The sequence below is a fragment of the Microcystis ichthyoblabe FBCC-A1114 genome (assembly GCF_050500245.1).
GTDB classification, from domain to species: Bacteria; Cyanobacteriota; Cyanobacteriia; order Cyanobacteriales; family Microcystaceae; genus Microcystis; species Microcystis ichthyoblabe_A.
This window is the reverse complement of the sequence record NZ_CP191408.1, coordinates 4,224,855-4,239,141: the sequence shown is the minus strand read 5'-3', so window position 1 is coordinate 4,239,141 and position 14,287 is coordinate 4,224,855. Positions and strand designations below refer to the sequence as shown.

12 protein-coding genes and 3 pseudogenes are annotated in these 14,287 nt (G+C 41.2%); 5 read left to right on the top strand and 10 right to left on the bottom strand.

Going from position 1 to position 14,287, the window contains the following annotated elements:
* Window positions 1–18: 18 nt before the first annotated feature.
* Window positions 19–2,727, top strand: coding sequence for a GNAT family N-acetyltransferase (locus tag ACQY1Y_RS20605; protein ID WP_430013473.1), 2,709 nt, complete (start codon window positions 19–21; stop codon window positions 2,725–2,727).
* Window positions 2,728–2,750: 23 nt separating this feature from the next.
* Here ACQY1Y_RS20605 and ACQY1Y_RS20600 read toward each other — a convergent pair whose 3' ends face one another.
* From ACQY1Y_RS20600 to ACQY1Y_RS20575, 6 genes and pseudogenes are all read right to left on the bottom strand, one after another.
* Window positions 2,751–3,731, bottom strand: coding sequence for an NAD-dependent epimerase/dehydratase family protein (locus ACQY1Y_RS20600; protein ID WP_430013472.1), 981 nt, complete (start codon window positions 3,729–3,731; stop codon window positions 2,751–2,753).
* Between the two features lie 33 nt (window positions 3,732–3,764).
* The gene (locus ACQY1Y_RS20595) at window positions 3,765–4,550 is read right to left on the bottom strand and encodes a glycosyltransferase (protein WP_430013471.1); all 786 of its coding nucleotides are present in this window, start codon (window positions 4,548–4,550) and stop codon (window positions 3,765–3,767) included.
* A 22-nt stretch (window positions 4,551–4,572) separates the two neighbouring features.
* Window positions 4,573–5,277 carry a sulfotransferase family 2 domain-containing protein gene (locus ACQY1Y_RS20590; protein ID WP_430013470.1) on the bottom strand — a complete coding sequence of 235 codons (705 nt, stop codon included), beginning with the start codon at window positions 5,275–5,277 and terminating at the stop codon, window positions 4,573–4,575.
* A gap of 36 nt (window positions 5,278–5,313) precedes the next feature.
* Window positions 5,314–6,300, bottom strand: a complete 987-nt coding sequence (locus ACQY1Y_RS20585) for an IS30 family transposase (protein ID WP_430013469.1) — start codon at window positions 6,298–6,300, stop codon at window positions 5,314–5,316.
* Window positions 6,301–6,406: 106 nt separating this feature from the next.
* On the bottom strand, window positions 6,407–7,393 hold the full coding sequence (locus ACQY1Y_RS20580; RefSeq protein ID WP_430012831.1) for an IS30-like element ISMae39 family transposase: 987 nt from the start codon (window positions 7,391–7,393) through the stop codon (window positions 6,407–6,409).
* Between the two features lie 97 nt (window positions 7,394–7,490).
* Window positions 7,491–8,858 (bottom strand): annotated as a pseudogene (locus ACQY1Y_RS20575) (IS1634 family transposase); the annotation flags it as partial.
* 91 nt (window positions 8,859–8,949) lie between these two features.
* Between ACQY1Y_RS20575 and ACQY1Y_RS20570 the strand changes: the two are divergent.
* The gene (locus ACQY1Y_RS20570; RefSeq protein ID WP_430012831.1) at window positions 8,950–9,936 is read left to right on the top strand and encodes an IS30-like element ISMae39 family transposase; all 987 of its coding nucleotides are present in this window, start codon (window positions 8,950–8,952) and stop codon (window positions 9,934–9,936) included.
* Between the two features lie 7 nt (window positions 9,937–9,943).
* Here ACQY1Y_RS20570 and ACQY1Y_RS20565 read toward each other — a convergent pair.
* A pseudogene (locus ACQY1Y_RS20565) lies at window positions 9,944–10,141 on the bottom strand (DUF4277 domain-containing protein); the annotation flags it as partial.
* 457 nt (window positions 10,142–10,598) lie between these two features.
* Between ACQY1Y_RS20565 and ACQY1Y_RS20560 the strand changes: the two are divergent.
* Window positions 10,599–11,267 (top strand): lysophospholipid acyltransferase family protein, encoded by a 669-nt coding sequence (locus ACQY1Y_RS20560; protein ID WP_430013468.1) that lies wholly within the window; start codon window positions 10,599–10,601, stop codon window positions 11,265–11,267.
* Between the two features lie 153 nt (window positions 11,268–11,420).
* Window positions 11,421–11,795, top strand: coding sequence for a hypothetical protein (locus ACQY1Y_RS20555; RefSeq protein ID WP_149106412.1), 375 nt, complete (start codon window positions 11,421–11,423; stop codon window positions 11,793–11,795).
* Here ACQY1Y_RS20555 and cbiB read toward each other — a convergent pair.
* The 3 genes and pseudogenes from cbiB to ACQY1Y_RS20540 all read right to left on the bottom strand — a co-directional run bounded on the left by cbiB (window position 11,736) and on the right by ACQY1Y_RS20540 (window position 13,583).
* Window positions 11,736–12,716, bottom strand: a pseudogene (cbiB, locus tag ACQY1Y_RS20550) (adenosylcobinamide-phosphate synthase CbiB). The gene ACQY1Y_RS20555 and the pseudogene cbiB sit on opposite strands and share 60 nt — an antisense overlap.
* 2 nt (window positions 12,717–12,718) lie before the next feature.
* Window positions 12,719–13,192: a GFA family protein gene (locus ACQY1Y_RS20545; protein ID WP_103113391.1), complete on the bottom strand. Its 474-nt coding sequence runs from the start codon at window positions 13,190–13,192 to the stop codon at window positions 12,719–12,721.
* Complete coding sequence (locus ACQY1Y_RS20540) at window positions 13,140–13,583, bottom strand: Rrf2 family transcriptional regulator (protein ID WP_002738021.1); 444 nt, start codon at window positions 13,581–13,583, stop codon at window positions 13,140–13,142. Before ACQY1Y_RS20540 ends, ACQY1Y_RS20545 begins: the two co-directional genes overlap by 53 nt.
* Before the next feature lie 300 nt (window positions 13,584–13,883).
* Between ACQY1Y_RS20540 and ACQY1Y_RS20535 the strand changes: the two genes are divergently transcribed.
* Entirely contained in the window at window positions 13,884–14,273 is a 390-nt protein-coding gene (locus ACQY1Y_RS20535; RefSeq protein WP_002737568.1) for an AbrB family transcriptional regulator, read from the top strand.
* Window positions 14,274–14,287: the final 14 nt, after the last annotated feature.

Here is a 14,287-nt window from a genome sequence, read left to right as displayed (position 1 = left end):
ATGCCTCCTAGCTTACTTATGTTAAATCCCATCTTAGAGCCTCGTGGTGGCGAACATCAAACCATAAGAGCCTTTTTTGAGCCAAAAAACATCGCTGTGGTGGGATTTAATCGCCAAAATCCCCAACTTGATCGCACTCTTTTAAATAATCTCCATCATAATCCCGGTCAGCACCACCTTTATCTAGTTAATCCTCACCCCGAAAACTGGCTCGATCTTCCCACCTATAGCAGTTTAGAGGATATCCAGGCGGCGATCGATCTGGTAATTATCACCGCCCCTGCTCCCGAAATTCCCGCTATTATCGCCCAATCTGTCGAAAAACAGGTTAAATGCGCCCTGATTCTCTCCACGGGTTTTCGGGAAACCGGCCAGATGGGGGAAAATTTACTCAGGGAAATTAAAGCGATCGCTGGTCAAAAATTACGCATCATCGGTCCCCATAGCTCAGGAATCTGCAATATAAGCCAAAATCTTAACGCCACCTTTTCCCCCATCCTGCCGAAAACCGGTTCAATTGCCCTGATTAGTCAAAGTGGCGCGATCGCTGCTTCCGTGCTTGATTGGAGTTTAAGCGAAAATGTCGGTTTTAGTCACTTTATCTCCCTCGGAGTCCTTTTAGATGTGGATTGGGGCGAATTACTCTATTATTTAGGAGACGATCCCCAAACCAAAAGCATCGTTATCTACTTGGAATCCCTGAATAATGCCCGCTCTTTTCTGTCCTCAGCCCGAGAAGTTGCCCTAAATAAACCAATTATCGCCATTAGTCGCCACAGTACCGACTTTGACCCCACTTCTCTTTCCCATGCTGGCAAATTAACCAGCGATCAGCTAACTCTCTCCGCTGCCTTTGCTCGTTGTGGCATCGTGGAAGTACAAAGACTGGCCGATCTCTTGAATATCACGCAAGTTTTAGCGAAAATTCCCCGATTTCCCCGGGGAAAACGCTTGACAATCATCAGCAATGGTGTTGCTCCCGCTCTTTTAGCGGCCTCGGCTTTACTGGCGGAAGATGGACAACTGGCAACCCTTACCCCCGCAACGATCGGAAAACTAGCGCCTCTTGTTCCCGCGGATATCGTCCCCCAAAATCCCATCGATCTGCGTCGCAGCAGCGATCCCGATAGCTACGCTCGCGCCCTAGAGATCGCTTTAGCGGATGCACATACCGACGCGGTGTTGATGATTCTCTCGCCTCGCTTTAACACTGATCTGCGAGAAATTGCCCTTAGAATTGCTTCAATTGCTCAAAATAGCAAAAAACCCATTTTAGCAAGTTTGATGGGGGGAGAGGGCATTGCAGAGGGGGTAGCGTTATTAAATCAGCAGGGTATCCCCACCTATCGCTATCCCGATTCGGCAGCCCGGGTGTTTAATTTGCTCTGGAAATATGAAGAGAATCTGCGCGGTCTTTATCAAACGCCAATTTTAACCAATTCCAGGGAAAATGGCTCCGATCGAGTTTTAGTGAGCCAGATTATTGAGCAAGCAGGGGATAGAACAATTCTCAGTGAGCCAGAGTCTTTAGAGCTACTGAAAGCTTATGGAATCCCTGTTATTGTTACTAAAGTCGCCCAAAGTGCCGCAGAAGCAGTTAATCTCGCTGAATCTCTCGGTTATCCCGTGGTGATGAAACTGTATTCGAGAACGATTATCCATAAAAGTGCGGTGGGTGGGGTACAATTGCCGCTTTTTTCATCTATGGCAGTGGTGCAAGCATATCAGGCGATCGAAGCTAATATTAGCGCACAAGTGGGTGGGGAGCATTTTCTCGGGGTGATTATTCAACCGATGTTAGAAATCGATCGAGGATATGAGTTAATTATCGGCTCTAATTACGATGATCAGTGCGGACCGGTGATAATTTTCGGTACTGGTGGCCGTTTAGTCGATATTTTTCAAGATTACGCCACCGCTCTACCTCCTTTAAATACTAATCTCGCTCGCCGACTTTTAGAAAAAACCAAGATTTATCGGGCTTTTCAGGGGACAAATGGGCTTAAATCGCTTAATTTGGCGAATTTAGAGCAAATAATCGTGAGATTTAGTAACCTGGTTAGTGAACAACCTCGCATTAAAACTATCGATATTAATCCCTTTTTTGCCGATTCAGAGCAATTGATCGCTCTTTCCGCTTCTATCCTTCTTCATCCTCCAACTACTCCCCCAGAAAAGTTATCTCATCCGGCGATTCGTCCCTATCCCGAACATTATATAGGGCCTTGGACGACGAAAAGAGGCTTAAAGGTGCTAATTCGTCCGATTCGGGCAGCGGATGAGCCTTTAGTGCGACAATTTCACCATTATCTCTCGGAAGAAAGCATTTATTATCGTTATTTTCATCTTGTCAATCTCGATCGCCAAACCGCTTATGATCGTCTTACGCGCATTTGTTTTATCGACTACGATCGAGTAATGAGCTTAGTGGTAGAGATTAATAACGATCAGACGGAAGAACCAGAAATTATCGCTATAGGACGCTTAAATAAACTGCACGGCGTTAATGTGGCAGAATTTGACCTATTAGTTAGGGATGACTATCAAGGTCAAGGAGTTGGTACAGAATTACTACAGCGTTTAGTCACTATTGGCAAAAAGGAAGGATTAGAGGGAATTGAAGGGGAAATTTTAAGGGATAACCGCGCTATGCAGATGATAGCTGCTAAAGTGGGGTTTTCTCTCTATAAAACTGCCGATTTTGTCAAAGCGGAACTTGAATTATGAAGCCTTTTTTGATCAGCTGATCACTAATTTTCTGGCTGAATTGTTTGGGCTAATCCTTGCTCTAAAGTAAAGGGAGGTTGCCAATCTAGGTTTTTTTGAATATAGCTAGAGTCAACGGCAAGAGAACCAAGCAAGCGATCGATACTATAGGTGTTAAAAGGGAGGTTTTTCCCTGTTATGGATTCTATGGTATCACCCAGATAACCTAAGAATCTAAGTAGGGTAGTGGGGACGGGCAGCAATTGACAGGGTTGTTGAATTTGTTGAGCAATGAGTCGAATTAATTGGGGAGTAGAAACAGCTTGGTTATCGCTAATTAAAAAGATTTGATTAGCGGCATTAGGATGATCTAAACAGGTAATAATGGCAGCAACTAAGTTACCCACAAAGACAAAACTGCGGCGATTTTTTATTGCACCAAAAGGTAAAGGTAATCCCCGTTTAATTAGTTTCATCAAGCGCTCCATATTACCTGGATTACCAGGACCGTAAACTAGAGTAGGACGAATAATTGTCCAAGTCATGTTACTATCTTTGGCAAGGTTAATTAAAGCTTGTTCCGCTTGTAGTTTACTACGACCATAGGGACTATCGGGATGACAGGGAGAGTTTTCTGTGAGTATCCTATCGCTTTGAGTTGTCATCGCACCGATAGAACTAATAAAAATAAAGTGTTTAACTCCTGCTTGAATTGACTGTTGAATCAAGTTAGCTGTACCTTGAGTATTAACCTTAATAAATTCAGCTTCTGGATTGGGAATAGTTTCGTTGATAATATGAGCGCGGGCTGCTAGATGAATAACTATATCAATTCCCTCAAGTGCCTCTTGCCAATTAGTTTTTTCATCGATATTGCCAACTTTAACTATTCTTATTGGCCTGGATAAGGACTGAGATAAATTCTTTCGTACTGCCGCAGTAATCTGGAATTTCTGCTGAGATAAAATTGGCAAAAGATAGCTGCCGATAAAACCTGTTGCACCCGTGACTAAAATGTTTTTCATAAAATTATTTTATAATTATGTTGTTAACCTAATTTACCAAAATTTCCAGCCATACTTACTAAAATAATAAAATGCTGATTGAATAGTCACCCAAGTCAATTTAAGAGATTTTTGCGAACCTCTAGCCCAGTAGTGATAAATATAGGTATTGGGATAAAATACAGACCTATATTTTTCTGCCATTCTCAAGGTTATATCCGCATCTTCTAGATACATAAAAATGTTTTCATCAAAGTATCCAATTTCTTCTAAATATTGACGACGAAACAGCATAAAACACCCAGACAAATAGGAAACGTCCATAATTTTATCATAACCAGTTTCCCTCATTTCATACCAGTCCATATATTTTTTAAACATACTCTGACTAGCTAATTGTTTCGGTATAAATCTTCTCATAAACAGTGCTAAAAAAGTTGGGTTCTGTTTACACAGATATTGTATTTCACCGTGGGGATAAAGTATTTTAGGCTGAATTAATCCAATATCTAAATTATGTTCTAAGTAATCTATTAGTTCTAAAATCGTTTTGCTATCAAAGTATATATCGGGATTCATTACTAGATGATAATCATACTTTTTAGTCCTAGTAATAGCTAGGTTTTGAGACTTGCTAAAACCAACGTTATTACCATCATTAAAATAATAATCGATGTCGTATTCCTGAAAATTATCAAAGATTTTTTTGAGTTCATCGGTGGGAGAGTTATCTACTACTGATAAATTAATTTCCATGGGTGTGCTAAACAGAGACTTAATTGCTTGAATAACTATCTCTGGGTCATTTTTGTAAAGGACAAGGGAGGCGCTAAGTTGCATAAGTATCTAAAGCTATTTTTTACTAAAAAGAGTATCCAAACAATTCTATATCTTCCTTGAGATGTTCACTAATAATATTTTTAGTTTCTTCGTTATAATAACTCCTATAGTCTCGCTGACGTTGATGATTTTGATTGACGCTTGCTAGTTTTACTTCTGGTAACTTAAGCAATTCTAGTATTTTCTCATAGTCTTTTTGTAAAGTCTCAAATCTACCGATGAAATCCAGGATAATCTCGCCATTTTTATCAGCTAAAAACCTTTTTTGCAGGCCCATCCCTTTTTGAGCTTTCCAGTATATATATTCCTCAAAACTCATCGCTCTAACCACATGATGTAAAGGATGCAGCTTTCTCCAACAGAGATATTTATACATTGATACCTCTAAATCCCAAGGGTTTCTGACAAAGGCAAATTTGAAAAGTTCATTATATTTATCTTGACCAATTAGGTTTTTAACCTCTAGGGCTGAAGGGTGAGGATTCAAATAGCCTTGAGGAAATTTAAAAGAATCATAAACCCAACCCATAGGGTCAGAATAAAGGTAATTGCGAAGATTAACTTTATTTCCCAAACGAAAATTAATTCTCCCTAATACCCAATCAATTTTATAGTTAAAATATTCCCAGTCATTTAAGATGATTTTTCTCATAGATTTCTCCAAAGACGACCCCGCTACTTTGGGATTATGGATAAAAAGAAAGTTGTATTTGTAGGAAATTAACATTTTATTCTTGCCTCCAGTTGATTTTTTAGGGCTGATTCAAGTCTGAATTGCATCACTATCTGATCTACTTTTATAGAATACCTCATTGGGGGTCTGATAGTCAAGACATTTTCGAGGACGATTGTTAATTAAGTTTACGGCTCTTTCCACCTCCTCTGGCTTAACGATTTTAAAATTCGTTCCCTTGGGGAAAAATTGTCTTAACAGTCCATTGGTATGCTCGTTTAATCCCCTCTCCCACGAATGATAAGGAGTAGCAAAATAAAAATCTGCTCCTAGTTTCTGACTCAACTCTTGATGTCCACAAAATTCTTTAACCTTGTCACAAGTAAAGGTTTTTCTTTTGTCAGGGTGAATCTCTTGAAAAAGTTTTTCTGTGACTCTATTGATTTCCGATGCGGTTTTGTTTTTGGCTAATCCTGCTACTAAAAATTTCGAGGCTTTATCTACATGAGTAACGAGAACTCCTAGATGATTGCCTCCAATCATTGTGTCACTTTCCCAATGACCGATTTCAGTTTTCTGGTCAGCAATTACTGGTCGCTCGCTGATATCTACACGCCCTGGAATCCCTCCACGCTTACTTTTTGCTCCGCCTCGACTCTTTCTTTGACAAAGCCCCAGGCGTAAATATTTCTGGTACTCTCCACATCCGTGATAGTTCTGATAGATCATTTGATAGATGGTTTCATGACTGAGCGATTCTTGACCAGCTTTTTTCAGACGACCTGCTATTTGTTCGGGACTATGATAATCTTTCAATCCTTCTTTGACCAACTCTAAGGCTGACTCGCTGACATTTTTAAAGGGTTGTTTGGCATTTTTTCGCCTTGTCTCGCTTTGAGCTTGTGCTGTGTCAGGTAGATAGCAGCCAAGGGAACTTTGATTCCTTTTTAATTCCCGTGATATTGTGCTTTGATGACATCCGAGCCAGACGGCCATTTGCCGTTGAGATAAATTTCCCTCCTGACTAAGTTGGTAGAGCAAGTTTCTTTGTTCTATGTTAAGATGTTGGTGGCTCATTTTGGGTCTGATTTGTTTTTGTTAATGATCAGACAGTACCTGATGAGCCTTTCTTTGACAACTCTTGAGGTTGATGCATTTCATTTTTGAATTGGCGTAGGCCAATTCAAGTCTGAATTGCATCACTGTCTGATCTACCTTTATAGAATACCTCATTCGGGGTACGATAGTCAAGACATTTTCGAGGACGATTGTTAATTAAGTTTACGGCTCTTTCCACCTCCTCTGGCTTAACGATTTTAAAATTCGTTCCCTTAGGGAAAAATTGTCTTAACAGTCCATTGGTATGCTCGTTTAATCCCCTCTCCCACGAATGATAAGGAGTAGCAAAATAAAAATCTGCTCCTAGTTTCTGACTCAACTCTTGATGTCCACAAAATTCTTTAACCTTGTCACAAGTAAAGGTTTTTCTTTTGTCAGGGTGAATCTCTTGAAAAAGTTTTTCTGTGACTCTATTGATTTCCGATGCGGTTTTGTTTTTGGCTAATCCTGCTACTAAAAATTTCGAGGCTTTATCTACATGAGTAACGAGAACTCCTAGATGATTGCCTCCAATCATTGTGTCACTTTCCCAATGACCGATTTCAGTTTTCTGGTCAGCAATTACTGGTCGCTCGCTGATATCTACACGCCCTGGAATCCCTCCACGCTTACTTTTTGCTCCGCCTCGACTCTTTCTTTGACAAAGCCCCCGGCGTAAATATTTCTGGTACTCTCCACATCCGTGATAGTTCTGATAGATCATTTGATAGATGGTTTCGTGACTGAGAGATTCTTGACTGGCTCTTTTCAGACGACCTGCTATTTGTTCGGGACTATGATAATCTTTCAATCCTTCTTTGACCAACTCTAAGGCTGACTCGCTGACATTTTTAAAGGGTTGTTTGGCATTTTTTCGCCTTGTCTCGCTTTCAGCTTGTGCTGTGTCAGGTAGATAGCAGCCAAGAGAACTTTGATTCCTTTTTAATTCCCGTGATATTGTGCTTTGATGACATCCGAGCCAGACGGCCATTTGCCGTTGAGATAAATTTCCCTCCTGACTAAGTTGGTAGAGCAAGTTTCTTTGTTCTATGTTAAGATGTTGGTGGCTCATTTTGGGTCTGATTTGTTTTTGTTAATGATCAGACAGTACCTGATGAGCCTTTCTTTGTCAACTCTTGAGGTTGATGCGTTTCATTTTTGAATTGGCGATTGACAATTTGCTTGACCCCATTCACAATAAAAATATGAATGCCCTGAAAACATTGAAATATCCATCTCATTGTGGGACGACTCGTTAATTTACTGACTTGATTTTTGACTCCAGCCTTTGCTCTTTTTAAGCTATTTCTTAGTTCTCTTTGTCCGAGGTTATAGACTAACAAGCAGAAAGACATCAAGAATAACATTGTCTCGATTCTTTCCGTTTTTTTAACAAAGAAACTATCCGCAAAAAATAAAGGCTCTTTCAAAAATCTAAATCCTCTTTCACAAGACTGTTGATTTTTATAAGTTGTCACCATTTCGGCTGAGTCTAATTTGTCTTCTTCATCAACTAAGTTAGTTGCTAAAATAAATCTGCCTGCTTCCTTTCTTCTTCTGACTATCTCTTCAGTTTTTTCTTGCCCTACGCCGCTAATTTTATAAATCGTTTTATGGTCTTTTGATTGACTGGCAATTAGGTCAATTTCTAGGATTTTAACGAGGTTTAATTTTTGATTAATTGCTCTTAATTTATATCGGGCTTGTTGGGGATTTTCAAACTCTTCTTTCTGCAAGCTCTTGAGAATTCTCTCCCCTTTGTCTTTTTCTTTTTTCAGGTTATTTTCTAGTTTTTTTAAGTCACTTATTTGTCTTTTTTCACTGGTTACTATTAGCCAGATTTGTTGGATTCCCCCATAAGTCACTTTTTCTTCTTTCCAGGTATATCCTTCTAAATTTAGCTCTGCCCTTTTTTCTCTTTCCTTGGCCTCTATTTCTTCCATTTCTGAATTTTGGACTAATTCTTTGGCTCTTTTTATAGTCATGGGAACTCTACTTATCCATTTTAGATGTTGAATTAGTTGAAGATTCTCTTGACTATATAAGGCACTGTCACAGACCATAATACTGTCAAATTTTATTTGTTTTTTAAATTCTACTAAGATTTTGCCAAAGACAGCTTTGTCCGCTTCATTTCCATCTCCGACTCTCACAAATAATGGTACGTCTCCATCCTCGGTTGTTATTAAGTCTAAGACGCATTGTTTCAAATCTGGTCGATGGTCACGAGAATATCCTTTGGTAATAATTATTGGTCTTTCTTTGAGCAGCTCTTCTTCTTTCTCTTTTTTTTCTTCACTTTTATATTCTCCATCTAGATGAAATGATGTGGCATCTAGATGAGAATATTTTGTCTCTATTTTAAATTTTTTGATGACCGATAAGACAACTTCTATAAAGATATCATTCAGTCCATGTTTGTATAATTCATCCATGACTCTCCCAATTTTATCATCATTGATATAATCGGTTTTTATTTCTTCTCCCAATAATTCTTCGATTCCTTTATCTTCAAAAAATTGACTAAATAACGCCAATTCAAAAATGAAACGCATCAACCTCAAGAGTTGACAAAGAAAGGCTCATCAGGTACTGTCTGATCATTAACAAAAACAAATCAGACCCAAAATGAGCCACCAACATCTTAACATAGAACAAAGAAACTTGCTCTACCAACTTAGTCAGGAGGGAAATTTATCTCAACGGCAAATGGCCGTCTGGCTCGGATGTCATCAAAGCACAATATCACGGGAATTAAAAAGGAATCAAAGTTCTCTTGGCTGCTATCTACCTGACACAGCACAAGCTGAAAGCGAGACAAGGCGAAAAAATGCCAAACAACCCTTTAAAAATGTCAGCGAGTCAGCCTTAGAGTTGGTCAAAGAAGGATTGAAAGATTATCATAGTCCCGAACAAATAGCAGGTCGTCTGAAAAGAGCCAGTCAAGAATCTCTCAGTCACGAAACCATCTATCAAATGATCTATCAGAACTATCACGGATGTGGAGAGTACCAGAAATATTTACGCCGGGGGCTTTGTCAAAGAAAGAGTCGAGGCGGAGCAAAAAGTAAGCGTGGAGGGATTCCAGGGCGTGTAGATATCAGCGAGCGACCAGTAATTGCTGACCAGAAAACTGAAATCGGTCATTGGGAAAGTGACACAATGATTGGAGGCAATCATCTAGGAGTTCTCGTTACTCATGTAGATAAAGCCTCGAAATTTTTAGTAGCAGGATTAGCCAAAAACAAAACCGCATCGGAAATCAATAGAGTCACAGAAAAACTTTTTCAAGAGATTCACCCTGACAAAAGAAAAACCTTTACTTGTGACAAGGTTAAAGAATTTTGTGGACATCAAGAGTTGAGTCAGAAACTAGGAGCAGATTTTTATTTTGCTACTCCTTATCATTCGTGGGAGAGGGGATTAAACGAGCATACCAATGGACTGTTAAGACAATTTTTCCCTAAGGGAACGAATTTTAAAATCGTTAAGCCAGAGGAGGTGGAAAGAGCCGTAAACTTGATTAACAATCGTCCTCGAAAATGTCTTGACTATCGTACCCCGAATGAGGTATTCTATAAAGGTAGATCAGACAGTGATGCAATTCAGACTTGAATTGGCCTAAGTATAAAGGTCTTGAAACAAATCCTAATCCATTGATTAGAATAGCTTTGACCACTGTTCCTGCTGAAATTTTTTCTCGGGGGTCGATTCCTAATTTAGAGTTGATTATTTCAACTATTCCTATTTCGTCAATTAGCCCGGCTACTATTCCTAAGTGATCTAGGTTTTTAATTTTTACCTCTGAGATAGGAGACAATTTTTGTACCTTTAATAGATTTTTGAGCTTTTTGATTGTCTCACTTTTTTGGGACTAATTCTCTGAGTATTTTTACTTATTTTTTCTTGAATGAGTTTATGCTACTTTATACTACATTTTGAAGTGCGGAGTGTCGGCTAAAAAAATGGAGAATCACCTTGGGGAACCCTTTGGTATTTTATCCATGACTACAATGCACAGCAAAGCAAAGGATTAAGCCGCCATCACTACTACCGAATCACCACCCCTTTTTTCAGTACCCAAGCAAAATCAATGACACATCTTGCTAATCCTTTTGCCGCTCTCAACCCTAGGTAGGTAATTATGCCAGTTAAGAAAGCGGCACGCTTAACCTTTCCCTAACCTATAAATTGCTATATATTTTAATTGTGTGAGGAGTGAGAAGAAAGCAAAGTCCTTGGGGTCGAAACACGGCAAGACTCCCAGGGGCTTTTCCATGTCTAGGGAAAAATTGTCAGTCATGAACCAGCCTCAAGAGCGAGAACCTTTTGCCAGTTTAGTTTTATATCATCTCTTTAAATGGTCGATCGTTAGCCCCACCCTACACGGCTATTTTCGCGGTCGCGTTTACGGAGTGGAAAATGTCCCTCAGCGTCATCCTCTGATTATCGTCTGCAATCACGCCAGTTACTTCGATCCACCCCTATTATCCTGTGCCGTGCGTCGTCCCGTAGCTTATATGGCTAAAGAAGAATTATTTACCATCCCGATTTTAAAACAGGCGATCGCTCTTTACGGGGCCTATCCCGTCAAACGCAGCAGTGGTGATCGCGGAGCCATTCGGGCGGCGATGGGAGCATTAGCAGCGGGCTGGGCAGTGGGAGTGTTTCTGGAGGGAACCCGCACCGAGGACGGATTGATCCATCAACCAAAACTAGGCGCGGCGATGATTGCCGCTAAAGCGGGAGTTCCCCTGCTACCCGTCAGTTTGTGGGGGACAGAAAAGATTTTTCAAAAAGGTTCTTCTTTTCCCCATAGTATCCCCTTAACTATTCGCATCGGAGAAGTGCTGCCGCCACCGATTTCTAGCAAAAGAGAAGCTTTACAGGCAGTTACCGAGCGCTGTGCCGAAATTATTAACGGATTACACGCTCTCGGACGCTAAATCTTTGCCTTTTGCATGAGTAGAAAACGGGTTTCTCGGAGAAACCCGTTTTCTGTGCGTTACTCAACGGATTTAGTCTTAGATTTCTTTCCCCGACACTTTCAAGTCGGGAATCTAGGCTAAAATTGGCATAACTCGACCATCGCCTCGATCATGTTCTTTTTTGTCCTCGGCTTCAATCTAGGCTTAACTTTATTTAATTGCTTTCTAGTCTGGAAATTGTGGCAATTGCGGCGGATTTTAGGGCGAGTGACCAAAATTTTAAACCGGGTGGAACGACGTTTACACCACATTTTTTACCCCGCCCCGGAATATATTGTCATCGCCGGGGCGAAAACCTATTATCTCCGACAAAACTATCAACGCATCTGCGGACAGATACAGATACTGCAATCGCTATTCTTGACCTTCTCCCTGATTATCCGTTACTGGCAGCGTCAATCCCGTCAACGCCGTCGCCTGTGGTCGCTAAAATTGAGCAAAATCTCTAGCAATCAAGCAGCTAACAGCGATCGCCAGCCAAAGTAATACACAAGTACGAGTTAAATTCAAAGCCTGTTCGACGGTTTTGACGGTAATCGGGTTGAGGTTATCGCCCAATAAAGGTTTTTCCACAATCTGTCCTCGATATTGATTTTTTCCCCCCAATTGCACCCCCAAAATCGCCCCATAGACGCATTCACTCCAACCAGAATTAGGACTAGTATCCCGACGGGCATCGCGCCAACAAATGCTTAAAACCCGCCCCGGCTGGCCCGAAATTAGGGCGAGAGTTAAGACCGTTAAACGACAGGGTAGCCATGTCAAAACATCCTCGCTTTTGGCACTAAACCAACCAATATGGGTGTAGGGTGGCCGACGATAGCCAATCATCGAATCGAGGGTACTAGCGGCTTTATAAGCGCAAGCGAGGGGTACTGGTCACACCCCGAGAAAGGCACCGAGAAGGGCATAAAAAAGCGGCGCGGTAACTCCATCCACACCATTTTCACTGACGGTTTCTAAGAGGGCGCGAAGGATTTCTTCCTGGCCGAGATTATCTGTGTCGCGACCAACGTATAAACTTAGTTGGCAACGAGCTAGGGTGATATTTTCCGCTTGTAAAGGTGCGATGACGGTTTCGGCAGCCCTGCGTAAACTTCTACCGGCTAAACAACTGGCCAAGAGAATCATTTGTACTAGGTAACTCAGCAGCAAATTGACCTGACCTAACCATTGGATTCCTAGCCAAGTTAAGACCCCGGCCAAGATAATTAAACCCAGTCCCAGAATTATGCCCCCTAAACGTTGGCAAATTTTTTCCTGCGTCCAATTAAGAATAACTTTTGTGGCCACGGCAATAATCGCCCCCATCACCTGCACCGGATGAATCCATCCCCAAGGATCGCCCACCAGATAATCTAAAACTGCCCCTAATACTAAAATGATCGCCGTTGCCGTTCCCTTCACAATTACTCCCTTTTCCCATCGATAGCCCGAATTTTCTCAATATTGTCTTCCCAGTTAGCCCCATCAAAGAACTGGATCTGAAAATCTTCCAAGACATTGCCATCCAAACAGCGCAGGTTTATATCTATAGCGTCAGGATGGGAGCGGGGACGATAGAAAGGATGAATACCACAAACACGACAAAAATAATGTTGGGCTGTGTGGGTATTAAATGTATAGGTACTTAAGAAATCTTCACCGCTTAGGAGGGTAAATTGTGCTGAAGGAACAATCAGATGCAGAAAGCCTTTTTTCTGACAAATCGAACAATTACAGTCTAGAGCTTGATCATGCTCGATCGCCACTTGAAAACGGATCGCTCCACAGTGACAACCTCCCCCATAAATCTTTGCTTGTTTTGTTGCTGTCATAACTTCTAAACTACTAAACAATAAAGCTGGTTTCCTCTCCCCTAGCGGCGATCCAGCTACGCGCATCGTAGTATAAATCGGCTAAGGTAATCTTCCCCAGGGCCTCTTTTAATTTCTCGTGGAGGTGTTTCCAGATAGTAAATGTCACCCAATCTTCTGCCTGTTCGTCCCTGGGATGATAGCCTGATAATGGCTCGATCGTCTCTCCCACTGCCTCCAAAATTTGCCCCAACGAGATCCGATTTGCCGGCCTGGCCAATTGATAACCCCCTTGCGATCCCCGAAAGGAACGAACTAACCCCGCTCGTCGCATTTCTATCAGCAATTTCTCTAGATAAGCAGCCGGGATATCTTGACGCAGGGCGATCGATTTTACCGATACGGGAGTTCCCCTCGGTTGTAAACTAAGATCCAGCAAGGCTTTAACACTATAGTGACCCCTAGTTGTTAGCTTCATTATCCCTCATTTTTACCTCTTTATCTCTATCCTAGCCCCTGCTCTCATTGATGACAGAAAGGCTAACCTCCCTTACCCCGGCATCTCCATCAACATTGATAAATTCTGTTAAGATTTTGATCGAGAGATAGAGTCTAATCAATTACAATCAATTTCCCCAAGCAAGTGACAATTTTTAGTTTATACCGTGTAAGATAAGTGTAGAGATCAATCGTAACCCGATTGTTTCTGGTCAGGGGGAGCAATTCTCCTCGACTAGCCTTGATGACCCTAACCTTTACTTATCTACTGCAAACTTAAATGAACACAACTACTAATCCAGAACCCCTGACTGGCCTCGAACTAATTGAGAAAGTTAAACAGCTAGGCAACCTCAGCAAAGAGGAAAAAGCCCGGGAATGCGGCTACTATACCATGACAAAAAATGGTATTGAACGCGTTAATATGATGAAATTTCTCAATGCTTTAATCGATGCTGAGGGAATTGACTTAGATAGCAGTGCCAATGGTCATGGACGAGGTGGGCGCTCGGCCAGCTACCGGATCAGTGTCCAATCAAATAATAATCTCCTGATCGGTTCGGCCTACACCAAAAAAATGGGACTCAAACCGGGAGATGAATTTGAAATTACTTTGGGGAGAAAACATATTCATCTCAAGCAAGTTGGTGCCAGCGACGACGACGAATAGCCATAATTAAGGAG

What these genes read in the sequence shown, in the direction of transcription:
- ACQY1Y_RS20605 (WP_430013473.1), top strand. Translation starts at nt 19, where the DNA reads ATGTTAAATCCCATCTTAGAGCCTCGTGGTGGCGAACATCAAACCATA.
- ACQY1Y_RS20600 (WP_430013472.1), bottom strand. Translation starts at nt 3,731, where the DNA reads ATGAAAAACATTTTAGTCACGGGTGCAACAGGTTTTATCGGCAGCTAT.
- ACQY1Y_RS20595 (WP_430013471.1), bottom strand. Translation starts at nt 4,550, where the DNA reads ATGCAACTTAGCGCCTCCCTTGTCCTTTACAAAAATGACCCAGAGATA.
- ACQY1Y_RS20590 (WP_430013470.1), bottom strand. Translation starts at nt 5,277, where the DNA reads ATGTTAATTTCCTACAAATACAACTTTCTTTTTATCCATAATCCCAAA.
- ACQY1Y_RS20585 (WP_430013469.1), bottom strand. Translation starts at nt 6,300, where the DNA reads ATGAGCCACCAACATCTTAACATAGAACAAAGAAACTTGCTCTACCAA.
- ACQY1Y_RS20580 (WP_430012831.1), bottom strand. Translation starts at nt 7,393, where the DNA reads ATGAGCCACCAACATCTTAACATAGAACAAAGAAACTTGCTCTACCAA.
- ACQY1Y_RS20570 (WP_430012831.1), top strand. Translation starts at nt 8,950, where the DNA reads ATGAGCCACCAACATCTTAACATAGAACAAAGAAACTTGCTCTACCAA.
- ACQY1Y_RS20560 (WP_430013468.1), top strand. Translation starts at nt 10,599, where the DNA reads ATGTCTAGGGAAAAATTGTCAGTCATGAACCAGCCTCAAGAGCGAGAA.
- ACQY1Y_RS20555 (WP_149106412.1), top strand. Translation starts at nt 11,421, where the DNA reads ATGTTCTTTTTTGTCCTCGGCTTCAATCTAGGCTTAACTTTATTTAAT.
- ACQY1Y_RS20545 (WP_103113391.1), bottom strand. Translation starts at nt 13,192, where the DNA reads ATGCGCGTAGCTGGATCGCCGCTAGGGGAGAGGAAACCAGCTTTATTG.
- ACQY1Y_RS20540 (WP_002738021.1), bottom strand. Translation starts at nt 13,583, where the DNA reads ATGAAGCTAACAACTAGGGGTCACTATAGTGTTAAAGCCTTGCTGGAT.
- ACQY1Y_RS20535 (WP_002737568.1), top strand. Translation starts at nt 13,884, where the DNA reads ATGAACACAACTACTAATCCAGAACCCCTGACTGGCCTCGAACTAATT.